The following is a 20,964-nucleotide window of genomic DNA, read 5'->3' as shown; positions in this document are numbered from 1 at the left end:
GCGCGCTACATTTTGGGAACAACGGAGGCGCCATGAACGACATCCAGTTTTCGGCCGATGAACTCGACACCCTGCGCGAACACGGCGTGGCGCTGTTCGCGGATCGGGTGATCTTCGATGCGCAGCCGCCGATGCCGGCGCACCGCATCTCGGCGATCCAGGCGATGTGCGCGGGCCCGCTGCCCGAACCGCTGCTCGCGCTGTGGCGGCTCACGGCGGGCGGGCGCCTCGACTACGACCTCGCGCTCGAGATGAACGGCAACATCGAGAACATCAGCTGGTCGGAGCTGTTCTGGGACGGCAGCGACGGCTACCGCGACCTGCAGGGCTGGATCGAGCACGAGCAGGAACTGGCCGAGGAAGGCGCGCAGACCCACGGCCTGCGCTGGCGCGGCAAGCTCACGCACCTGCCCTTCGGCGGCTTCGAATACTGCGACCGCATCTACACGGTGGTCGAGCCCGGCGCCGAGCACGGGCAGGTCGTGGCCTGGAAGCAGGGCCTGCCGCCGGCCTGGACCCATGCACTGCACGAGGACGGCCTGAGCGTGGTCGCGAACGACCTGTTCGGCGCCTTCGCCGCGCTGCACCTCGACGAGGATCCGCTCGCGCCCACGGGCGACTGCTACTCGGGCCACGCGCTGCTGGCCTACATCGACGACCGCCACCAGACGCACGGGCTGGACATCGACCTGATGGACAAGCTGGTCACCTTCTACTGCCGCGCCGTGGTCGACTGGCGCACGCCGTTGGCCGACGGCAGCCTGCGCCGCCAGCCCGCGGTGGCGCGCACCGCGCTGCGCCATGCGATCTCGGTCGACGACGCGGCGCTGGTGGTCGATCTCGCGGCCGCGGGCGTTCGCTTCGAAGGACCGCTGCAGGGCAGCGCGCTGGCCACCGACATGGCAGTGAGCCGCAGCGCCTATGCGGCCGCGGCCGCGCTGGTGCGCGCGGGCGCGCCGGTCTCGGCCGAGGTGCTGGCGAACATCGATGGGCAGATCTCGCCCGAACTCACGACCGCGCTGCTGGCCAACGGCGCGGAGCCGAACATGACGGCCGTGGTCGCCTGCGTGGCATGTGGCGCACCCGCGAGCGCGCGGCTGATCGCCGAGGCCTGCGCGCGCGCCGGCATCGACGTGCCGGCCGCCTTCATCGTCGACCGCGACGCGCTGCTGGCCGAACTCGAGGGCACGCTGATCCAGGTGCGCAGCGGCTCGATGGGGCACTACCTCGGGCCCGAGGGGCTGGCCGAGCGCATCGAACACCTGCAGTCGTTCAGGCTCTAGCCGCCGTACAGCCAGGGCTGGTCGAGCAGCCGCTCGCCGAGCGCGCGCATCGCGAGGTCGCGGCCCAGCCGCACCGGCCCGCTGGCATGGAAGATCTGCCCGTTGCGCCGCGCCTTCGCCTGCACCTGCGCATTGCGCTGCCAGCGAGCGGCCGCGTAGCGCGCGAAGGCCGCGGGCACGGCATCGCTGCCGCCATCGCCCAAGGCCTCCGACAGCGCCACCGCATCCTCGATCGCCATGCCCGCGCCCTGCGCGAGGTACGGCACCATCGGATGCGCGGCATCGCCCACCAGCGCCAGCCGCTCGTGCGCCATCTCGGCGGCCGAGGCCAGCGGCGGGCGATCGCTCAGGGTCCAGGCGCGCCAGCCGGGCATGGCCTCGAGCAGCGCCTGCAGCGAGGCGCCCGTGCGGCCCGTGGCGGCCTGCAGCGCCGCGAGGCCGCTGGCCTGGTCCCAGTCATGCGCATTGCCGGCCGGCGCCGACTCGGCGATGACCACCACGTTGAGCCATTCGCCGGCACGCACCGGATAGGCCACCGCATGCAGTTGCGGCCCGAGCCACACGTCGACCCCGCCACGGCGCAGCGCGGGCGGCAGCGCATCCTGCCGCGCGAGCGCGCGCCACGCGGTGTGACCGGTGATGCGCGGCGGCCGGTCGGCCGTGGCCGCGTCGAGGCGCCGCCGCACCACGCTCCAGAGGCCGTCGGCACCGACCACCGCCTCGCCCTCCCAGGCGCGCGCGTCGCTGCTCGACACGCACACGAGCTCGTCGCTGAGCTCCACGCGCTCGATCTGCGCGGCGGTCACGAGCGCGCCGGTGCCGCGCGCGCGCACGGCCTCGAGCAGCAGCCCATGCAGGTCGGCGCGATGGATGCAGAGGTAGGGGGCGCCGTAGCGTTCACGCATGGCGACGCCGAGCGCGAGCCGGCCGATCTCGGCACCGCTGCCGGCGCTGCGCACCACCAGCGCTTCGGGCTGCGCGGCGACCCGGGCGAGGGAGCTTTCGAGGCCGAGCTGCGACAGGCGCCGCGTGACGTTGGGGCCGAGCTGCACGCCAGCGCCGATGTCACCGAAGGCGGCCGCCTGCTCGAACACGTCGACGCGATGGCCGCCGCCGGCCAGCGCCAATGCGGTGGCCAGCCCCCCGATGCCGCCGCCGGCGACGAGGATGTGCGCGGGCATCGGCCTCAGCGCGCGGAGGACGAAGAGGCGGAGGAGGAAGCCGGGGTCTGGGGGGATTTGGGACCGCAGCTGTTGCAGCTGTCGCACGAGCCGCAGCCCGAGGTCTTGGCGAGCGAGGCCGCCAGTTGCTCGGCACGCTCGGCATCGACGAGGCCGGCGCGCTGCGTGCCGGTGGCGACCTTGCGCGCGGCGCTGCGCCGCCAGCCCGCGGGCATCCAGCGCCAGACCGCGTAGAACGCGGCGCTCGCGACGATCAATCCGACGATCAGTTCTTGTGCCATGGAAGCTAGCCTTTCAGGGACGGTTTTACCCCGCCCCGAGAGCCACCGCAACGTGGTAGGTGATGAAGCACGCGATGTAGGCCAGCGCGAACAGGTAGCCCGCCATGATCCACACGTACTTCCACTGGCCGGTCTCGCGCTTGACCGTGGCAAGGGTCGAGATGCATTGCGGCGCGAACACGTACCAGACCAGCAGCGACAGCGCGGTCGCCAGCGACCAGCTGCCGGCGATCAGCGGCTCGAGCGCGCCGGCCACGTCGTCGCCGGTGGCCGAGAGCGCGTAGACCGTGCCCAGCGCGCCCACCGCGACTTCGCGCGCGGCCATGCCCGGCACCAGCGCGATCGAGATCTGCCAGTTGAAGCCGATGGGCGCGAAGATGTGCTCGAGGCCGCGGCCGATCATGCCGGCCAGGCTGTACTGGATCGCCGGTCCGGTCGCGCCCTCGGGCGGCGACGGGAAGGTCGAGAGGAACCACAGCAGGATGGTCAGCGTGAGGATGATCGTGCCCACGCGCTGGATGAAGATCCACGCACGCTCGTACAGGCCCAGCAGCAGGTTGCGCGGATTGGGCCAGCGGTAGGCCGGCAGTTCCATCATCAGCGAGGAGCGCTGCGTGTTGTCGCGGAAGCGCTTCATCACCCAGGCCACCAGCATCGCGGAGACGATGCCGAAGACGTAGAGCGCGAACAGCACCACGCCCTGCAGGTTGAACACGCCGGCCACGGTGCGCGCCGGGATGAAGGCCGCGATCAGCAGCGCATAGACCGGCAGCCGCGCCGAACAGGTCATCAGCGGCGCGATCATGATGGTGGTGATGCGGTCGCGCCAGTTGCTGATGGTGCGCGTGGCCATCACGCCCGGGATGGCGCAGGCGAAGCTCGACAGCAGCGGGATGAACGAGCGGCCCGACAGTCCCACGGTCCCCATCACGCGGTCGAGCAGGAAGGCCGCGCGCGGCAGGTAGCCGGAATCCTCGAGCGCCAGGATGAACAGGAACAGGATCAGGATCTGCGGCAGGAAGACGATCACGCCGCCCACGCCCGCGATCACGCCGTCGACCAGCAGGCTCTGCAGCATGCCCTCGGGCATGTGGGCCTTGAGCAGCTCGCCCAGGCCCTCGGTGGCGGCCTTGATGGCGTCCATCGGCACGTTGGCCCAGCTGAACACGGCCTGGAACATCAGGAACATGGTGACCGCCAGCACCAGCATGCCCCAGACCGGGTGCATCACGATGCGGTCGATGCGGTCGCTGGTGACCAGGCTGCTCGCGGGCTCCTTCACCGCCAGGCCGAGGATGCGGCGCACCTCGCGCTGGGTGGCGAGCACGTCGTCGAGGCCCGGCGCATGCCAGGGCTGCGGCGTGGCCGCGGCCACCGGGGTGTCGAGCACGGCCAGCAATTCCTTGGCGCCGCCGGACTGCACGCCCACGGTCTCGATCACCGGCAGGCCGAGTTCGCGCGACAGCACCGCCGTGTCGACCGCGATGCCCTGCTTGCGCGCCATGTCGGTCATGTTGAGCGCGACCACCATCGGCAGGCCGAGCTTCTTGGCGTCGAGCACCAGGCGCAGGTTCAGGCGCAGGTTGGTGGCGTCGGTCACGCAGACCAGCAGGTCGGGCAGCGCCTCCTGGCTCTGGCCGGTGACGACGTCGCGCGTGACGGCCTCGTCGGCCGACAGCGCGTTGAGGCTGTAGGCACCGGGCAGGTCGAGCACGAACACGCGCCGGCCCGCGGGCGTGCGCAAGCTGCCTTCCTTGCGCTCGACGGTCACGCCCGCGTAGTTGGCGACCTTCTGGCGGCTGCCGGTCAGCAGGTTGAACAGCGCGGTCTTGCCGCAGTTGGGATTGCCCAGCAGCGCGATGCGGTTGGGCTGGCCGGTGGCGGCGAAACCGCCCGGGCCCTGGATCACGGCTTCAACCATGGCGCGCACCTCCGGCCACCTCGGCGCCCGGCGCCACGTGGATCAGCGCGGCCTCGTGGCGGCGCAGCGCGAAGGTGGTGTGGCCCAGCCGCACCGCGATCGGCTCGCGGCCCGGCATGCCGCTGGCGACGATGCGCACCGACTCGCCCGGCACGAAGCCGATCTCGGTCAGGCGCAGCACCAGCTCACGGTCCTCCGCGCCCTCGGGGCGGGCGACATCGAGCACGGTGGCCCACTGGTGGTCGGGCAGCTGGTCGAGACGCAGGCCCGCGGAGGCCGGCTCGGCGGCGATGTTGTTGGTTTGCACGGTGGGAGTGCGCTCGGAACCCCGGGAGCGCCAGTTAGCAAAACCAGGATGCTATCAATTCTCAATCGCGTAAACCTGACCAAGACCCCACAAATCCGACGATCGCGCCCCGCGCCGGTGCGTTTCGACCCCGGCAGGACCGGGGATCCGGGGTCAGTTCAGGCCGAGCATGCCGCGCAGCTTCGACAGGTCCTCGGCCAGCGTGTTGACCCGCCCGGCCAGCAGCTTGCGGTCGCGCTCGCTGAGCTTCGAATAGGTCTCGAAGCCGCCGTCGGGCGTGCGGTACTTCGCGAGCGTGTCGAACACCACCTTGAAGTTGGCGTCGGTCTTGTCCGAGAAGGCCTTGTTCTCCTTCACCACCAGCGGGCGCAGCAGCTCGACGATCTTGAAGGCGCCCTCGAAGTTCGACTGGAAGTCCCACAGATCGGTGTGGCTGTAGCGGTTCTCCTCGCCCGAGATCTTGGTGGCCGCGACCTCCTCCATCAGCACGGCGGCGCCGCCCACCACCTTCTCGGGCGGGAAGGTCAGCGCGCCCAGGCGCTTCTGCAGCTCGAGCACGTCGGCCAGCAGCTTGTCGGCCACGGGGTTCAGTTCCTTCGTGCTCTTCTGCACCCACAGGCCGTACTCGATGCGGTGGAAGCCGCCGAAGGCCGGGTCCTTCTCGGCCTTCTCGTGGTCGTCGGCGCGCGAGTCGATGGACTTGTCGAGGTCGTTGAACAGCTCGGCCACCGGCTCGATGCGCTCGTAGCTCGTGCGCGTCGGCGCGTACAGCTTCTTCGCCTTCTCGATGTCGCCGGCCTTCACCGCGGCGGTGAAGGCACGGGTGTCCGCGGCCAGCTTGCGCACGTTCTCGGCGACGTAGATCTTGTAGTCGGAGATCGGGCCGACCAGCTCGAGCGGCGACACCGCGGCCTGCGCGCCGGCGGCGTAGAGGCCGGCGATGCCTGCGAGGAAGGTGGCGAGGAAGCGACGGCGGAACTGCACGGTCATGGATCTCCTTGGTTCTGAGGGTGGTGAAAAAACTGGGTGGCGCGCGGCGCGCTCAGGCCGCCATCAGGCTGCGGCCGAGCCAGTCGGCCTCGTCGCGCACGCCCGGCAGCGTGAAGAAGAAGCCGCCGCCGATGGGCCGGATGTATTCCTCGAGCGGCTCGCCGTCGAGGCGCGTCTGCACCGCGATGAAGCCGTCCTCGAGGTTGGCCTGGTAGCAGATGAACAAGAGGCCCATCTCGAGCTGGCCCGACTTGGTGACGCCGTTCGAATAGTTGAAGGGCCGCCGCAGCATGAGGTTCTTGTCGGACGCCCTGGTGCGCGGGTTGGCCAGCCGGATGTGCGCGTCGAGCGGCGTGGTCTTGCCCTCGGGGTCCTTCGCGTAGTCGGGCACGTCGTGCTCGGTCCTGCCGCCGTCCATCGGCGCGCCCGTGGGCTTGAGCCGGCCCATGATGGCCTCCTGCTCCTGCAGCGGCGTGCGGTCCCAGCGCTCGACGAAGTTGCGGATGATGCGCACCGCCTGATAGCTGCCGCCCACGGCCCAGGCCGGCTCGTCGCCGCCGGGCGGCACCCAGACGATGCGGTCCATCAACGTGTCGTCGGCCGAGTCGGGATTGGCCGAGCCGTCGCGAAAACCGAGGAAGTTGCGCGCGCTCTCGGCCGGCTTGCCGGGCACGGCCGGAATCGGCGGCACCGTGCCCTCCTGCTTCCAGTGCAGCACCAGCAGGTCGGGCGTGTTCTTGATGATGTCGCGCAGCGCGTGGATGTTGGTGTCGGGCGTGTTGGCGCAGAACTGGATCGACAGATCGCCATGGCACAGCGCGGCATCGAGCGCGTCGTTCGGATGGCGCTGCATCTGGTTCAGCCGCTTGGGCTTCTTCGACGCGAGGCCGAAGCGCTCGTCGAACAGCGAGGTGCCGACCGAGACGGTGACGGTGAGCCCGTCGGGCTGCACCACCGGCCCGAGGATGCCCGAGCCCGCGGGCGGCAGCTTGGGATCGGGATCGGTCTGCGGGCCGCCCTGCGTGAGGAAGGCGATGCGCTCGGTCAGCGTGCGGAACAGGCGCTCGAGGTCGGCGCGGTTCTCGGCCAGCACGTAGAACGAGGCGATCATGCCGGCCGTCGGCCGCGGCGTGACGATGCCGGCCTGGTGCCGGCCGCGGAAAGGCACGCGGTCCTGCGTGTGGGTGCTCTGCGGTGCGTCGGTGACCTGGGCGCCGGCATCGGGCCCGTTGGGCGGGCCCGAGGGCGCGGCGGCATGCGCGGCCGCGGCCAGTCCGGCGAAGGCGGCACCGGCCGCGCCGAGCATGCGGCGGCGATGCGGGGAGGCGGGTGGCCCGTCGGTGGGGAGGGATTCGTTCTTCGTGGTCATGAGAGGTCGGTCGGCGGTAGCCTCATTCCAGGCCGAGCGCGGCATTCACCTTGGCCAGTTCCTCGGCCAGCGCGCGCACGGGTTCGGCCAGGGCCTTGCGCTGCGCCTCGTCGAGCGGCGCGGGCTTGAAGCCCTCGCCTTCGCGGTAGGGCGCGAGCGCGGCGTCGAAGGCGGCGAAGCGTTCGTCCACGCTCTTCTGCAGCGCGGGCGCGGCCTTCACCAGCAGCGGCTGCAGCAGGTCGGCGATCTTCTTCGTGCCTTCGTAGCTGCCCTGCAGGTTCGCGAGTTCGGCATGGCCGTAGTGGTCCTCGCCGCCCGCGGGCAGGTTGTCGGCCACGCGGCGCAGCAGCTTCGAGGCCGAGCTCGCGAGCCGCTCGGGCGGCATGTTCAGGCCGCGCAGCCGCTCCTTGAGCACGCCGATGTCGGCGATCAGCTGCGCCACCACGGGGGCCAGGGGCTTCAGGTCGTTCTGGCCATACAGCGCGTACTCGATGCGGTGGAAGCCCGTGAAGCCGGCATCGGCCTCGCGCTTCTCGAAGTAGTCGGCGCGCGCGTTGATGCGCGTGTCGAGGTCGGCGAACAGCTCGGCCATCGGCTCGATGCGCTTGTAGGCCTGGTGGGCGGGCGCATAGAGTGCCCTCGCCTGCTGCAGGTCGCCGGCCTGGACCGCGTCGGCCAGCGCGCGCACCGCGTCCTCGAGCATGCCGGCCTCCAGGCGCAGGAAGGTCTGGTACTCGGCCAGCGCGCCCACGTAGTTGACGAGCGAGGGCCGCGCCGCCTCGGCCTCGGAGGCGGCCGAGGGCGTCACGCGCAGCTTGCCGCGCGGGTTGCTCAGCAGGCCGCAGGTGATGGCGAAATCGCCGGGCTGCAGCTTCACCGTCATGGTCTGCGAGAAGCCCGGCGCGATGTTCTCGCGCTCCTCCACCACCATCACGCCGTCGAGGATCTCCCACTCGAGCGCGCGGTTCGACTGGTTGACGATGGTGAAGGTGGTGCGCCCGGCCGGCACCGTGATCTCGTTGGGCTCGCAGACATTGCCGCGGATCGTGACGGTGACCGCGTTGTCGGCGGCCTTCGGCGGCGCCTGGCGCGCGTGGTTGGAGGCATACCAGAAGGCCGCGAGGCCGGCGAGCGCCAGCAGGGCCGACGCGGCGACCGCCGCGCGCATCAGGTGGGAGGAAGGTGCCTTGGGTTCGGGGGAGGAAGAGGACATCGAGGGGGTTTCAGCGGGCCGCAGCCGCGCGCGGCGCCGGCACGGCCGGACGCAGGAAGAAGAACAGGGCGACGGCCAGGAAGGCCAGGTAGACGACGACCTCGCCCACCACGGGCGCGGCCTGGTAGCCGAGCAGGCCCGACAGCACGGCGCCCAGCGGGCTGTCCATCGGCAGGGTCTCGCTCATGTCGAAGACCACCGTCTGCAGGTGGTTCCAGACGCCGCCCTCGTGCAGCTTGCGCAGCACGCCGGCCAGCAGGCCCGCGGCCACCAGCAGGATGAACAGGCCGGTGAAGCGGAAGAAGCGCCGCAGGTCGAGCCGTACGCCACCCGAATAGAGGCCGTAGCCGACCACCACCGACACAGCGATGCCGGCAAGCGCGCCCACGGGCGCCTCCCAGCCGCTGCTCTGCTGGAAGATCGCGAGCAGGAAGAACACCGACTCCAGGCCCTCGCGCGCGACCGCGAGGAACACCATGCCGATCAGCGCCCAGCCTTGGCCGTCCGAGCCCTTGGCGAGCGCCTGGTCGATCGAGGCCTGCAGCTCGCCCTTGATCGAGCGCGCGGCCTTGCGCATCCAGAACACCATCGAGGTCAGCATCACCACCGCGATCAGCCCGACCACGCCCTCGAACAGCTCCTGCTGCTTCTGCGGGAATTCGGCCGCGAGCAGTTGCAGCCCGGCGCCCGCGAACAGCGACAGCGCGGTGGCCAGCAGCACGCCGACCCACACCGCGGGCATCAGCGCGCCGCGCCCGCTCTGCTTGAGGTAACTGGCGACGATGCCGACGATCAGCGCGGCTTCGATGCCTTCGCGCAGCATGATGAGAAAGGGGATGAGCATCGGCTTCGGAAATCAGGGCGAGAGGAGCCCTCCGGAACCGGCGCGATCAGCGGCGCTGCATGTCGGCTCCCCGGAGGAGCGGACGAGGATAACCCATCAAACAAGAACCATTCTCATCTGATGGGCTTTTCTTACCGAATGGTAATGAAAGCCCTGTGACAGGCAGGGTCAGACCGCCAGTTCGACGATGCGCGCGTCGACCGCGCCGCCCTCGATGCGCAACTCGGCAACGGCGATCGGCAGGCTGAAGCGCCGCGGCCCCGCGCTGCCCGGGTTCACGTAGAGCACGCCGCCGCGTTCCTCGATCCTGGGCTTGTGCGAATGGCCCGAGACCACCACGCGCACGCCGGCCGCGGCCGGGTCGATGTCGAGCTGCGCGAGATCGTGAATGGCATAGAGATGCACGCCGCCGAAGGCCACGCGCTCGGTCTCGGCAATGCCCTCGGCCCAGGCCTCGCGGTCGTTGTTGCCGCGCACCACGGTCAGCGGCGCGATCGCGCGCAGGGCCTCGAGGATGGCGGGACTGCCGATGTCGCCGCCGTGCACGATGAAGTCGCAGCCCTGCAGGGCCGCCACGGCCTGCGGGCGCAGCAGGCCGTGGGTGTCGGAGATCAGTCCGACGCGCGTCACCGAAATCAGGCGGCCAGCAGCTGCCGCAGCACGAACGGCAGGATGCCGCCGTGCTTGTAGTAGTCGACCTCGATCGGCGTGTCGATGCGCAGGCGCACCGTCACCTCCTGGTGCGTGCCGTCGGGGCGGTGCACGACCAGCTTCACGTCCATCTGCGGCTTGAGCTCGCCGCCGATCACCACGTCGATCTGCTCGTCGCCCGTGAGGCCCAGGGTCTGCCAGGAATCGGCGCCGCGGAACTGCAGCGGCAGCACGCCCATGCCGACCAGGTTGGCGCGGTGGATGCGCTCGAAGCTGCGTGCCACCACGGCCTTGATGCCCAGCAGCTGCGTGCCCTTGGCGGCCCAGTCGCGCGACGAGCCGGTGCCGTACTCCTCGCCGCCGAACACCACCGTGGGCGTGCCCTGGGCGATGTACTTCATGGCCGCGTCGTAGATGAACATCTTCTCGTTGCCGGGCTGGAACAGCGTGACGCCGCCCTCCTCCTGCGTGCCGTTGGCGTCCGGCGGAATCATCAGGTTCTTGATGCGCACGTTGGCGAAGGTGCCGCGCATCATCACGTCGTGGTTGCCGCGGCGCGAGCCGTAGCTGTTGAAGTCGGCCTTGGGCACGCCGTGCGCCTTGAGCCAGATGCCCGCGGGCGAGCTTTCCTTGATCGAGCCGGCCGGCGAGATGTGGTCGGTGGTGATCGAGTCGCCGAACAGCGCCATGATGCGCGCGCCCTTGAAGCCCGCGTCCGAGGCATGCGGCTTCATCTTGAAGCCCTCGAAGAACGGCGGCTCGGCGATGTAGGTCGAGGTGGGCCAGTCGTAGACCTGGCCCGTGGTGCCCTTGATGCTGCTCCAGAACTTGCCCGGGTCGGTCTTGACCTTGTCGTAGTTGGCGCGGAACGACTTGGCGTTCATCGCGAAGCGCAGGTTCTGGTCGATCTCCTTCGGCGTGGGCCAGATGTCGCCGAGGTAGACGTCCTTGCCGCCCTTGCCCTTGCCCACCGGCTGGGTCATCAGGTCGACCATCACGTTGCCCGCGATCGCGAAGGCCACCACCAGCGGCGGCGAGGCCAGGAAGTTGGCCTTGAGGTTCGGATGGATGCGCGCCTCGAAGTTGCGGTTGCCCGACAGCACGGCCGCGCCGATCAGGTCGTTCCTGGTGATGATCTCGTTGATCTCGGGCGTGAGGTCGCCCGCGTTGCCGATGCAGGTGGTGCAGCCGTAGCCCGCGAGGTAGAAGCCCAGCTTCTCGAGGTAGGGCAGCAGGCCGGCCTTCTCGAGGTACTCGGTCACGATGCGCGAGCCGGGCGCCAGCGAGGTCTTGACGTGCGGCTTGACCGAGAGGCCGGCTTCCACCGCCTTCTTGGCCAGCAGGCCCGCGGCCAGCATCACGCTCGGATTCGAGGTGTTGGTGCACGAGGTGATGGCGGCGATCAGCACGTCGCCGTTGCCGATGGTCACCTCGCCCTTGGACTTGGACGGCGCCGCCGGCGCGGTGGCGCTCACGTGCGCGGCCGCCTTGGTCGTGCGGTTGGCCACCATCTCGACCAGGTCGCGCGGCGCGCCCGGCGCGGGCGCGGCGGTCTCCTCGTCGTTGCCGGCGCCGGCCGGTGCGAGCGGGTAGCGCAGCTTGAGCTTGTCGGCCGGCTGGTTGAAGCCGTTGGCGTCGTTGGGCTTGCTGTAGAGCTCGGAGAACTTGGTCGACAGGTGGCCCAGGTCGATGCGGTCCTGCGGCCGCTTCGGGCCGGCCAGGCTCGGCGAGACGGTGCCGAGGTCGAGGCGCACGACCTTGGTGTAGTCGATGTCGCCGGGGTTGGGCATGCCGAACAGGCCCTGCGCCTTGTAGTAGGCCTCGAAGCGCTCGACCTCCTCCTTGGTGCGGCCCGTGCCCTCGAAGTAGGCGACGGTCATCTCGTCGACCGGGAAGAAGCCCATGGTGGCGCCGTACTCGGGCGCCATGTTGCCGATGGTGGCGCGGTCGGGCACGGCGATCGAGGCGGCGCCCGGACCGAAGAACTCGACGAACTTGCCCACCACCTTCTCGGCGCGCAGGATCGCGGTGACGAACAGCACCAGGTCGGTGGCGGTCACGCCCTCGCGCAGCTTGCCGGTGAGCTCGAAGCCCACCACGTCGGGCGTGAGCATGTAGACCGGCTGGCCCAGCATCGCGGCCTCGGCCTCGATGCCGCCCACGCCCCAGCCGACCACGCCCACGCCGTTGATCATGGTGGTGTGGCTGTCGGTGCCGACCAGCGAGTCGGGGTAGTAGACCGGGACGTCGCCCTTGTCGTTCGGGTTCGAATAGACGCCGCGCGCGAAGTACTCGAGGTTGACCTGGTGCACGATGCCGAAGCCCGGCGGCACGACGCGGAAGGTGTCGAAGGCCTGCATGCCCCACTTCATGAACTGGTAGCGCTCGTTGTTGCGCTGGAACTCGAGCTTCATGTTGAGGTCGAGCGCCTTGGGCGTGCCGTAGTAGTCGACCATCACCGAGTGGTCGACCACCAGGTCGACCGGCACCAGCGGCTCGATGGTCTTGGGCGACTTGCCGAGCTTGGCGGCCACGCTGCGCATGGCGGCCAGGTCGGCCAGCAGCGGCACGCCGGTGAAGTCCTGCAGCACCACGCGGGTCACGACGAAGGGGATCTCGTCGGTGCGCTCGGCGTTCGGCGCCCAGTGGGCCAGTTCCTCGACGTGCTTGGCCGACACCTTCTGGCCGTCGCAATTGCGCAGCACCGACTCGAGCACGATGCGGATCGACACCGGCAGCCGATCGACGCTCGGGTGCTGCTTGGCCAGCTCCTTGAGGGACCAGTACTTGCCGGCCTTGCCCGATGCGGTCTTGAAGGTCTTGAGGGTGGACGCAAAGGCGTGAGCCGGTGCTTTGGCCATGTGTGGGACTCCTTGGGGAATGTGTTCGTGAAGCGCCTCAAAGGTTAGCAGGGATGAATGTCAATTGCTGTAGTCAGGCATCGCATCGGCGGGGGCAAAAGGCCATGGCGGCCATTGACAAAAAGGCCTCCCGCGTGGCCACGAAAAAGGCGCCCTCACGGGGCGCCTCGGCAGTCTGCTGGTAGGAGACGTTCAGGCCAGCGCCATCCGCGCCATCGGCCGGCTCGCGCGCAGCCCGCTCCATTGCAGCTCGGCCAGCACCAGCACGCACACCGCCTGCGCCAGCACCCAGGCCACGCCCAGCGCGGTCACCGGGAACAGGCCACCGGCCAGCAAGGCGGCGCAGGCCACGGCCCAGCCCAGGTTGCCGACCATGACCACGCCGATCAGCGTGCGCGGCGGGGTGGCGCGGCTGGCCATGAAGGCGGCCGCGGCGGCATAGGCCAGCAGGAACACGCCGGTGCCCAGCAGCAGCGCCGCCGGCAGACCGGTGAGACGGGCCAGGGTGTCGGTGAAAGCGACCTGCAGCGCGCCGGTGCCGGCGCAGGAGGCGGCGTCGGCCCACATCACGCGGGGCAGGAAACGCGGCGAGGCGAAGAGCGTGAAACGTGCGGTCATGAGGTTTCTCCTTCGGTTCGGGTGGTACGCCGCAGAACAGTCCTGCTGCGTTGGGGTCGATGATTCCGGGACCGGCGCACAGCGTCCATGACCTGCCAGGTCATGGCGAGGCGCGGGCCGCGCGCCAGAATGCGGCCCCATGAACACCCCCCGCCCCCACCCCACGAAGCCCGGCCAGCCGGGCGCGCGCGATCCCTTCGGCGTGCACCTGCGGCACTGGCGCACGCACCGCCGCCTGAGCCAGCTCGACCTGGCGCAGGAGGCCGAGGTCTCGACCCGGCACCTGAGCTACGTGGAAACCGGCCGCGCCGCGCCCAGCCGCGAGATGGTGCTGCGGCTGGCCGAGCGGCTGGACGTGCCGCTGCGCGAACGCAACGCGCTGCTGGTGGCCGCGGGCTTCGCGCCCATGTACCGCCAGCGCTCGCTCGACGACCCGGCCATGGCCTCGGCGCGCCGCGCGGTCGACCTGGTGCTCAAGGGCCACGAGCCCTTTCCGGCGCTGGCGGTGGACCGCCACTGGAACCTGGTGGCCTACAACGCGCTGGTGCCGCTGTTGATGGAAGGCGCGTCGGCCGAGCTGGTGACGCCGCCGGTCAATGTGCTGCGCCTGAGCCTGCGGCCCGACGGGCTGGCCTCGCGCATCGCCAACCTCGCGCAATGGCGCGCCCACCTGCTCGAACGGCTGCAGCAGCAGATCGCGGCCACCGGCGACCGCGTGCTGGTCGAGCTGCACGACGAGCTCGCGGCCTACCCCGTGCCCCACGTCGGCCACGACACCCCGCCCGCGGGCGGCGAGCTGTCGGGCGTGGTGGTGCCGTTCCAGCTCGTGACGCCGAACGGCGTGCTGAGCTTCATCAGCACCACCACCATCTTCGGCACGCCGGTCGACATCACGTTGCAGGAACTCGCGGTGGAGTCGTTCTTTCCGGCCGATGCGCAGACGGCGGCGGCGCTGCCGGCCCTGGTTGCGCAGGCGAAGGCGCTGGCTGGCGCGGCGGGCTGAGCGCGCCCTCCCCCGCCTCGTCCTCGTCGCGCGCCTTCGGCCCGGGCACGTCGTCGACCTGGATCACCCTGTCGGCCGCGCGCAGATAGGCCAGCGCGAGCGCCGGATCGGCCGCCGTGCGGGCCGCGGCCTCGAGCGAGTTCGTGCGCCGCAACACCTTGTTGAGGGCCGCGGTTTCCTCGCCGAGCCGGTCGCCGAGTTCCAGCGCGCTCATCAGGTCACGCAGGCCGCCGGCCGCGGGTTCGCTGAGATCGGGCACCAGCCGGGCGACCACGTCGGGCCGGGTGCGCAGCGTCTCGGCCAGCGCCAGCAGCTGCACGTCGCGCAGCGGCGCCAGGTGCGCGGTGCGCCGCAGCACCAGCGCGCCGATGAAGCGCCGGCCCGGCGTGGGCAGGTTGGCATAGAGGTCGTGCAGGATCGCCGCCGCCTGGTCGAGCTGCACGCGGATCGCGGCCTGCGCGAAGGGCAGCATCTCGGGCGCCGCCTCCACGCCGTAGCGCCACACGCAGGCGCTCGCCAGGTACAGGTGGGCCAGCACGTCGCCGAGCCGCGCCGACAGCAGTTCCATGCGCTTGAGCTTGCCGCCGAGCATGCCCATGGCGAGGTCGGCGGTGAGCGCGTACTTGGCGCTCATGCGCGCGATCAGCCGGGCCTCGGGCGCCAAGGCCTCGGGCGGGCGGCCCAGCACCGGCGCGCCGAACAGGCTGTGCCAGAGGTTGCGCGCCACGTGCCCGCCATGCGCCATCAGCGCCCTGCCGAGCGCGGTCTCGTCGTTCGCCTGCACCGCGGCCATCTCGTCGAGCACGTGCGGATGGCAGCGCACCGCACCCTGGCCGAACACGATCAGCGCGCGCGTGAGGATGTTGGCGCCTTCCACCGTGATCGCGATCGGCGCCTGCCGGTAGGCCACGCCCAGCAGGTTCGAGGGGCCTGAAATGATGCCCTTGCCGCCGAGGATGTCCATGCCATGGTTGACCGCGCGCCGGCCGGCCTCGGTCAGCTGCACCTTGAGGATCGCGCTCGCCACGCTGGGCCGCTCGCCGGCATCGAGCGCGCAGGCGGTGAAGCGGCGCGCGGCATCGCTCGCATAGAGCTCGGCCGACATCTGGGCCACCAGCCCCGCCACCGCGTGGAACTTGCCCACGGGCAGGCCGAACTGCTCGCGGATGCGGCCATAGCCGTTGCTCACGAACAGCGCGGTCTGCTGCATCGCCGAGCCGAGCGCGGGCAGCGAGATGGCGCGGCCCGCGGCCAGGCACTCCATCAGCATGCGCCAGCCCTGGCCGACCTGCGGCTCCCCGCCGATCACCCAGTCCATCGGCACGAAGACCTGGCGGCCGTGGATGGGGCCGTTCATGAAGGCGCTGTCCATCGGGCGATGGCGCCGGCCGATCTCCATGCCCGCGTGCGGCACCGGGATCAGCGCGCAGGTGATGCCGAGATCGCGCTGGCCCTCGGGCCGGCTCTCGTCGACCGCATGGAAGGCCAGGCCGACCACGGTGGCCACGGGCGCCAGCGTGATGTAGCGCTTGTCGAAATCGACCAGGAAGCCGCGCGTGCGCCGGCCCTCGAACTCGCGCTCCACCAGCACGCCGCGGTCGGGGATCGAGGCGGCATCGGAGCCCGCATAGGGCGAGGTCAGGCCGAAGCACGGCAACTCGCGGCCATCGGCCAGGCGCGGCAGGTAGTGCTGTTTCTGGCCGTCGGTGCCGTAGCGCAGCAGCAGCTCGGCCGGACCGAGCGAGTTGGGCACCATCACCGTGACCGCCGTCGCGACGTTGACGGTGGCGATGCGCGCCACCACCGTGGCATGCGCATGGTGGCCGAAGCCGAGGCCGCCGAATTCCTCGGGAATGATCATCCCGAAGAAGCGCTGATCGCGCAGGTAGCGCCACACCTCGGGCGGCAGGTCCTTCGCTTCGTCGATCGCATGGTCGTCGAGCATCGCGCACAGCGTGCGCACCTCGCGGTCGATGAAGGCCTGTTCGCGCTCGGTCAGGCGGTTGGGCCCGAAGGCGGCGAGCGCGTCGAAATCGGGGCGGCCGGCGAACAGCTGGCCTTCGAAGCCGACGGTGCCCGCTTCGAGCGCGGCGCGTTCGGTGTCGCCCAGCGGCGGCAGCGCCTTCGAGAAAGGCTTCATGGCCCAGCGGCCGATCAACGAGGCCAGCGGCATGCGTGTCTCCTTCGCCGCGAGGCAGGCGCGCGGCGCTCGACCATGGTGCGACCGGGGCGGCCCGAGGCCGGCCGGCCGAGGGCGACCGCGCGTGTCGGAGACGGGCTCGCATTCCAGGCGCTCCGCAACGCTTGACCCTCCACCCGGTGGAGACGCTACAACCCGCCCATGAACGTCAAACGACTGCTTTCCATCGGCGAGATCGCCAAGCTCAGCGGCGTGTCGGTGCGGCGCATCCGGTTCTATTCGGACGCGGGCCTGCTGCCGCCCGCGGCGCGCAGCGAGGCCAACTACCGCGGCTACACCCACGACGACGTGGCGCGGCTGGACCTGATCCGTTCGCTGCGCGACGCCGGCATCGGGCTCGAGACCATCGGGCGAACGCTGTCGGATCGGCTGTCGCTCACCGACGTTCTGACGATCCGCCTCCAGGCCCTGGAAGCGGAAATCGCTTCCCGCCGCCGCATCGCCGCCGTGCTGCGCGCGACGCTGGCCGACGAGAAGCAGCCCACCGAAACCTCGCTACGGAGACTCTGGACCGTGACCACCCTTTCGAACACCCGCCTTCGCCAGACCATCGAGAACTTCTACGACCAGGTGGCCGCCGGCGCCCGCATGGGCGACGACTGGAAGCGCCAGATGGTCGATGCCGCCACGCCCGAGCTGCCGGCCGAACCCACGCCCGCGCAGATCGACGCCTGGACCGAACTGGCCGCCATGCTCGGCGACCAGGCCTTCATCGCGAGCATGCGCGCCGAGGCGGCCGGCATGTGGAATGGCGAATTCGATCCCGCCGCCTATGCGCAAGCGGCCAACGCCACGCTGGCCCGCGTGCGCGCCGCGATCGCCGCGCGCACCGAGCCCGCGTCGGAAGCCGGCCGGGCCATCGCGCAGGACTGGCTCGCGGCCTCGGCGAAGGCCATGCGCCGCGCGCCCGACGCTGACTTTCTCGCCTGGCAGCTGGGGCAATACCGCAAGCACCACGCACGCTCGGCGCGCTACCAGGAACTGATGGCCGTGCTGCGCGGCGAGGATGCCGGCGCGGCCGCCGCGCAGGGCACCGAGTGGCGCTGGATCCACGAGGCGATGACGCCGCTGCTCGGCGCCGCGGCCTGAGCGACAAGCGCGCGGCTCAGCGCCGCTTCGGTGCCTGCTGCGCGGCCGGTGCCGCCGGTGCGGGCGCCGCTTGCGGCGCGGCCGCCGCGGCCGCCGGATCGCGCCAGCCGTATTCGACATAGCGCCGGATCACCAGGCAGCCCGGCGGCGAATCGATCAGCGACACCGACGAGGTCGGCTCCTTGTCGTCGGTGTAGACCGTGTAGACCGGCAGCAGCTTGGTCGCGCGGTAGTTCGGCAGCTCCTGCTGGGCGATGCTCGCGCAGGTGAACGGCGCCACCGAGATGCGCTCGGCCGCCACGGTGCAGCTGCCGCCGTCGTCGGGGATCGCGGTGATCGAGCCCGCCACGCCGGCATTCGGGAACTCGATGCCTATCAGCGAGAACACCGGGCCGCTGTCGGGGCGCTTGCGGTCCCAGTCGAGCAGCACGTCGTGGCTGCGGCTGCCCTGCACGGTCAGCGACGACAGCCGCGTGATCGCCGGCAGGCAACGCTTGACGCCCACGCTGGCGGCCGCGCGCGTGAGGGTGTCCTGCGGCGGCGCGGGCGGCGCCTGGGGCACGAGCACGCCCTGCGCGAGGGCGGTGGCCGTCAGGGTGCAGGCCGCGGCGCACAGCAGCAGGCGGCGGATCGGAATCGAGGTCGGGGTCATGGCCATACGTTCTTCGGGAATTCGCGCTCAGGCGTAGAGCGCCTCGATCGCGGCGGTGTAGATGCGCACGTTCTCCTCGCCTTCGGGGTCCAGCCGCTCGAGCAGCGCCCGCGCGCGCTCGCGGTAGTTGGGCAGGTCGGCGTCGTGCTCGGCGAAGGCGCGCCGCAGCGCCCGACCGCCGTCCTCGCAGTCGAAGCCCTGGTAGCGGTAGCCGCAGTCGCCGATCAGGTGCGAGTTGTGCACCAGCGGATAGCCGCCGTACAGCGCCTCGTAGTAGAGGTAGTTCTGGCCGTTCTCCCAATGGTGCGCGAACACGCAGTCGACATTGGGCGGCACCACCTGGTAGACCGGGAAGCGCCCCTCGAACGAGGCCAGCCCGTGCTGCACCAGGTCCAGGCTCTGGGCGAAGCCGACGAACAGCGGCTTCTCGCGCAGGTGGAAGCTGTTGTAGACCCACAGGCGCTCGATCAGGTCGGGCTGCGCGCGGTGCGCCGCCTCGCAGCCCAGCATCGGGATGAAGCTGGTCTTCACCATGCAGATGTTGGGCTCGAAGATCGCCACGCGCCAGTGCCGGCGCCCGGGCTCGTAGGCGAAGGGCTTGCCGCCACCGCTGCGCGCCATGGCGCGCTCGAGCACCATCGGGCTCCACAGGTGCGGCATCAGGCGCACCGGCGTGCGGAACGCGGCCTCGAAATAGGGTTTGCAGGTGGCCTCGTACTCGGGCAGCGTCCAGACCTCGTTGTAGGGCGCGAGCGTCAGCAGCAGGCCGTGCGGCTTGTCGAAGATCATGCGCTCGATGTCGATCACGTAGTCGTTGCCCACGCGCATCGACACGATCTTGCCGCCGCGCTCGCGGAAGGCCACGGCCCAGTCGCGCCCGAGCTGGGCGCTCATCTCGATCATCACGTCGAGTTCCTGCGCGGCGGTCGCCATGTCGATGATCGGCACCGGCGAATCGGCCAGGAAGCCGGCCGCATCGGCCGGCGCGCCGTCGCCGCCGCCGGCCACGAGCACCGTGCTGGCCACGCGCGGCGAGCGCAGCAGCAGCATCACGAGGAACAGGCAGTTCTGGTAGACGCCGTTCTCCCACAGGCTCTGCTCGCCCTTGCGAATGAAGATCGAGACGCCGACGCGCAGCTTGCCGGGCATGGCGTTCATCGCGCGGCACCTCCGGCGCGGAAGTTCGCATCGCCGCCCACCAGCTGCAGCAGCCGCTGCGCATAGCCCTCGACGTTGGCGCTCGCCAGCGGATCGAGCGCGTCGAACACGCGCTGCGAGCGGGCCCTGTAGTCGTCGAGTTGCGCGTCGTGATGGCGCGCCGCGTTCAGCAGTTGCTCGACGCCGGCGCCGACCTCGAAGCCCGGGTAGTAGTAGCCCGCGTCGCGCAGCCAGGGCGAGTTGTGCACCAGCGGGTAGTTGCCGTAGAGCGCGTCGAGATAGCTGTAGTTCTGGTCGTTCTGCCACTGGTGCGACACCACCGCGTCGGCGTACTGCACCATGAAGCCCGCGAAGTCGTGCCGGCCATGGAAGATCGCCTTGTGCTCGCGCACGATGTCGAGCGAGTTCGCCAGGTAGAGCATGGTCGGGTGGTCCTTCATGTGCAGCGTGTTGAGCGCATGCATCCAGTTCACCGCCTTCGGGTCGGCGCGGTAGGCGCCGTCGCAGATCAGCATCGGCAGGGTTCCGGCCTTCACCACCGAGATGTTGGGCTCGAAGATCGCCACCCGGAAGCCCGGCTGCTCGGCCGTGCGCGGCACGTAGCCGAAGCGGAAGCCCGCCGCCTCGACCTCGGCCACGCGCTGCGCGAGGAACTCGGGGGACCAGAGATAGGGCACCACGTGCACCGGGCAGCGGTTGTACACGCGCATCATCGGCGCGAAGGTCTGGTCCTTGGGCAGCAGCCAGACCTCGTCGCAGCGGTCGGGCCGGCTGAAGTGGCCCTTGTCGGAGAAGAGGATCGGCTCGGCCAGCGACACGAAGGGCTGGCCCACGCAATGGAACACCACGCGCCCGCCGCGGGCCCGGAAATACGACAGCCACGAGACCTCGAGCGCACCCGCCATCTCGAACACCACGTCGAGCGCATCGGTGAGCTCGCGCGCCCGGCCGATGGCGAGCCCGCGCGCCGCGAGGTCGACCTGCGGCGGCATCGCCGACTGGTCGCCCGCGTCGATCAGCGTGACCGACTCCACGAACGGGATCTGCTGCAGCAGCCGGGCCAGGAACAGCACGTTCTGCCCCATGCCGTTCTCCCAGATGTTCTGGCCGGCGTGGGTGAGGACTGAAATACCGATGCGCATGGGCAGCGAGTGTCCCTCAAAAAAGGAAGGCCCCCGCGCCTGGGGCGCGGGAGCCTTCGAGGGGGCTTTTCTCTCCCTGTGACTTACTTCCACTTCCAGCCGATGCCGGCGTTGATGCCCCACTCCTTGCCCGTGGTCGAGAGACCCGCGCCCCAGGACATCTTGCCGTCGTCCGACAGGGCCTTGAAGGTCAGCGCCACA

The 20,964-nt window shown here is 70.5% G+C and carries 18 protein-coding genes; 3 read left to right on the top strand and 15 right to left on the bottom strand.

The window, feature by feature from the left end:
• The first annotated feature begins 32 nt into the window (after positions 1-32).
• Complete coding sequence (locus R0232_RS09785) at positions 33-1,283, top strand: SMI1/KNR4 family protein (RefSeq protein WP_431511973.1); 1,251 nt, start codon at positions 33-35, stop codon at positions 1,281-1,283.
• Here the strand turns inward: R0232_RS09785 and R0232_RS09780 are convergent.
• The 11 genes from R0232_RS09780 to R0232_RS09730 all read right to left on the bottom strand — a co-directional run bounded on the left by R0232_RS09780 (position 1,280) and on the right by R0232_RS09730 (position 13,519).
• Positions 1,280-2,464, bottom strand: coding sequence for an FAD-dependent monooxygenase (locus R0232_RS09780; protein ID WP_431511972.1), 1,185 nt, complete (start codon positions 2,462-2,464; stop codon positions 1,280-1,282). The genes R0232_RS09785 and R0232_RS09780 overlap by 4 nt on opposite strands.
• A gap of 5 nt (positions 2,465-2,469) precedes the next feature.
• On the bottom strand, positions 2,470-2,745 hold the full coding sequence (locus R0232_RS09775) for a DUF6587 family protein (protein WP_296798615.1): 276 nt from the start codon (positions 2,743-2,745) through the stop codon (positions 2,470-2,472).
• Between the two features lie 25 nt (positions 2,746-2,770).
• Entirely contained in the window at positions 2,771-4,666 is a 1,896-nt protein-coding gene (gene feoB / locus R0232_RS09770; RefSeq protein ID WP_093349278.1) for a ferrous iron transporter B, read from the bottom strand.
• The gene (locus tag R0232_RS09765; protein WP_431511971.1) at positions 4,659-4,973 is read right to left on the bottom strand and encodes a FeoA family protein; all 315 of its coding nucleotides are present in this window, start codon (positions 4,971-4,973) and stop codon (positions 4,659-4,661) included. The genes feoB and R0232_RS09765 overlap by 8 nt, the downstream gene beginning before the upstream one ends.
• Before the next feature lie 153 nt (positions 4,974-5,126).
• Entirely contained in the window at positions 5,127-5,963 is an 837-nt protein-coding gene (gene efeO / locus R0232_RS09760) for an iron uptake system protein EfeO (RefSeq protein WP_093348822.1), read from the bottom strand.
• A 52-nt stretch (positions 5,964-6,015) separates the two neighbouring features.
• Complete coding sequence (gene efeB / locus R0232_RS09755; protein WP_431511970.1) at positions 6,016-7,332, bottom strand: iron uptake transporter deferrochelatase/peroxidase subunit; 1,317 nt, start codon at positions 7,330-7,332, stop codon at positions 6,016-6,018.
• Positions 7,333-7,354: 22 nt separating this feature from the next.
• Entirely contained in the window at positions 7,355-8,545 is a 1,191-nt protein-coding gene (gene efeO / locus R0232_RS09750; RefSeq protein ID WP_431511969.1) for an iron uptake system protein EfeO, read from the bottom strand.
• Between the two features lie 10 nt (positions 8,546-8,555).
• Positions 8,556-9,389: an iron uptake transporter permease EfeU gene (gene efeU, locus R0232_RS09745; protein WP_296798625.1), complete on the bottom strand. Its 834-nt coding sequence runs from the start codon at positions 9,387-9,389 to the stop codon at positions 8,556-8,558.
• A gap of 168 nt (positions 9,390-9,557) precedes the next feature.
• On the bottom strand, positions 9,558-10,019 hold the full coding sequence (locus R0232_RS09740; RefSeq protein WP_431511968.1) for a metallophosphoesterase family protein: 462 nt from the start codon (positions 10,017-10,019) through the stop codon (positions 9,558-9,560).
• A 5-nt stretch (positions 10,020-10,024) separates the two neighbouring features.
• Positions 10,025-12,901, bottom strand: coding sequence for an aconitate hydratase (locus R0232_RS09735; RefSeq protein ID WP_431511967.1), 2,877 nt, complete (start codon positions 12,899-12,901; stop codon positions 10,025-10,027).
• Between the two features lie 192 nt (positions 12,902-13,093).
• Entirely contained in the window at positions 13,094-13,519 is a 426-nt protein-coding gene (locus R0232_RS09730) for a hypothetical protein (RefSeq protein WP_431511966.1), read from the bottom strand.
• A 139-nt stretch (positions 13,520-13,658) separates the two neighbouring features.
• Here R0232_RS09730 and R0232_RS09725 point away from each other — a divergent pair, with 139 nt between their 5' ends.
• Positions 13,659-14,522 (top strand): helix-turn-helix domain-containing protein, encoded by an 864-nt coding sequence (locus R0232_RS09725; RefSeq protein WP_209541271.1) that lies wholly within the window; start codon positions 13,659-13,661, stop codon positions 14,520-14,522.
• Here R0232_RS09725 and R0232_RS09720 read toward each other — a convergent pair.
• Complete coding sequence (locus tag R0232_RS09720; protein WP_431511965.1) at positions 14,410-16,695, bottom strand: acyl-CoA dehydrogenase; 2,286 nt, start codon at positions 16,693-16,695, stop codon at positions 14,410-14,412. The genes R0232_RS09725 and R0232_RS09720 overlap by 113 nt on opposite strands.
• Before the next feature lie 168 nt (positions 16,696-16,863).
• Here R0232_RS09720 and R0232_RS09715 point away from each other — a divergent pair, with 168 nt between their 5' ends.
• Positions 16,864-17,811 (top strand): MerR family transcriptional regulator, encoded by a 948-nt coding sequence (locus R0232_RS09715; protein ID WP_431511964.1) that lies wholly within the window; start codon positions 16,864-16,866, stop codon positions 17,809-17,811.
• Positions 17,812-17,827: 16 nt separating this feature from the next.
• Here R0232_RS09715 and R0232_RS09710 read toward each other — a convergent pair whose 3' ends face one another.
• From R0232_RS09710 to R0232_RS09700, 3 genes are read right to left on the bottom strand one after another with little or no spacing between them, the layout of a single operon-like run.
• The gene (locus tag R0232_RS09710) at positions 17,828-18,463 is read right to left on the bottom strand and encodes a hypothetical protein (RefSeq protein ID WP_431511963.1); all 636 of its coding nucleotides are present in this window, start codon (positions 18,461-18,463) and stop codon (positions 17,828-17,830) included.
• 27 nt (positions 18,464-18,490) lie between these two features.
• A complete protein-coding gene (locus R0232_RS09705; protein WP_431511962.1) occupies positions 18,491-19,621 on the bottom strand; it encodes a DUF2827 domain-containing protein in 1,131 nt (376 codons plus the stop codon).
• Entirely contained in the window at positions 19,618-20,763 is a 1,146-nt protein-coding gene (locus R0232_RS09700) for a DUF2827 domain-containing protein (RefSeq protein WP_431511961.1), read from the bottom strand. The genes R0232_RS09705 and R0232_RS09700 overlap by 4 nt, the downstream gene beginning before the upstream one ends.
• Positions 20,764-20,964 lie beyond the last annotated feature (201 nt).

The organism is Variovorax sp. DAIF25 (assembly GCF_050711835.1).
Classification (GTDB): domain Bacteria; phylum Pseudomonadota; class Gammaproteobacteria; order Burkholderiales; family Burkholderiaceae_C; genus Variovorax.
This window is presented reverse-complemented; position numbering and strand designations above follow the sequence as displayed.

Bases quoted from the DNA above. Each gene is read 5' to 3' on its own strand.
- R0232_RS09785 (WP_431511973.1), top strand. From the start codon at position 33: ATGAACGACATCCAGTTTTCGGCCGATGAACTCGACACCCTGCGCGAA.
- R0232_RS09780 (WP_431511972.1), bottom strand. From the start codon at position 2,464: ATGCCCGCGCACATCCTCGTCGCCGGCGGCGGCATCGGGGGGCTGGCC.
- R0232_RS09775 (WP_296798615.1), bottom strand. From the start codon at position 2,745: ATGGCACAAGAACTGATCGTCGGATTGATCGTCGCGAGCGCCGCGTTC.
- feoB (WP_093349278.1), bottom strand. From the start codon at position 4,666: ATGGTTGAAGCCGTGATCCAGGGCCCGGGCGGTTTCGCCGCCACCGGC.
- efeO (WP_093348822.1), bottom strand. From the start codon at position 5,963: ATGACCGTGCAGTTCCGCCGTCGCTTCCTCGCCACCTTCCTCGCAGGC.
- efeB (WP_431511970.1), bottom strand. From the start codon at position 7,332: ATGACCACGAAGAACGAATCCCTCCCCACCGACGGGCCACCCGCCTCC.
- efeO (WP_431511969.1), bottom strand. From the start codon at position 8,545: ATGTCCTCTTCCTCCCCCGAACCCAAGGCACCTTCCTCCCACCTGATG.
- efeU (WP_296798625.1), bottom strand. From the start codon at position 9,389: ATGCTCATCCCCTTTCTCATCATGCTGCGCGAAGGCATCGAAGCCGCG.
- R0232_RS09735 (WP_431511967.1), bottom strand. From the start codon at position 12,901: ATGGCCAAAGCACCGGCTCACGCCTTTGCGTCCACCCTCAAGACCTTC.
- R0232_RS09730 (WP_431511966.1), bottom strand. From the start codon at position 13,519: ATGACCGCACGTTTCACGCTCTTCGCCTCGCCGCGTTTCCTGCCCCGC.
- R0232_RS09725 (WP_209541271.1), top strand. From the start codon at position 13,659: ATGAACACCCCCCGCCCCCACCCCACGAAGCCCGGCCAGCCGGGCGCG.
- R0232_RS09720 (WP_431511965.1), bottom strand. From the start codon at position 16,695: ATGCCGCTGGCCTCGTTGATCGGCCGCTGGGCCATGAAGCCTTTCTCG.
- R0232_RS09715 (WP_431511964.1), top strand. From the start codon at position 16,864: ATGAACGTCAAACGACTGCTTTCCATCGGCGAGATCGCCAAGCTCAGC.
- R0232_RS09710 (WP_431511963.1), bottom strand. From the start codon at position 18,463: ATGACCCCGACCTCGATTCCGATCCGCCGCCTGCTGCTGTGCGCCGCG.
- R0232_RS09705 (WP_431511962.1), bottom strand. From the start codon at position 19,621: ATGAACGCCATGCCCGGCAAGCTGCGCGTCGGCGTCTCGATCTTCATT.
- R0232_RS09700 (WP_431511961.1), bottom strand. From the start codon at position 20,763: ATGCGCATCGGTATTTCAGTCCTCACCCACGCCGGCCAGAACATCTGG.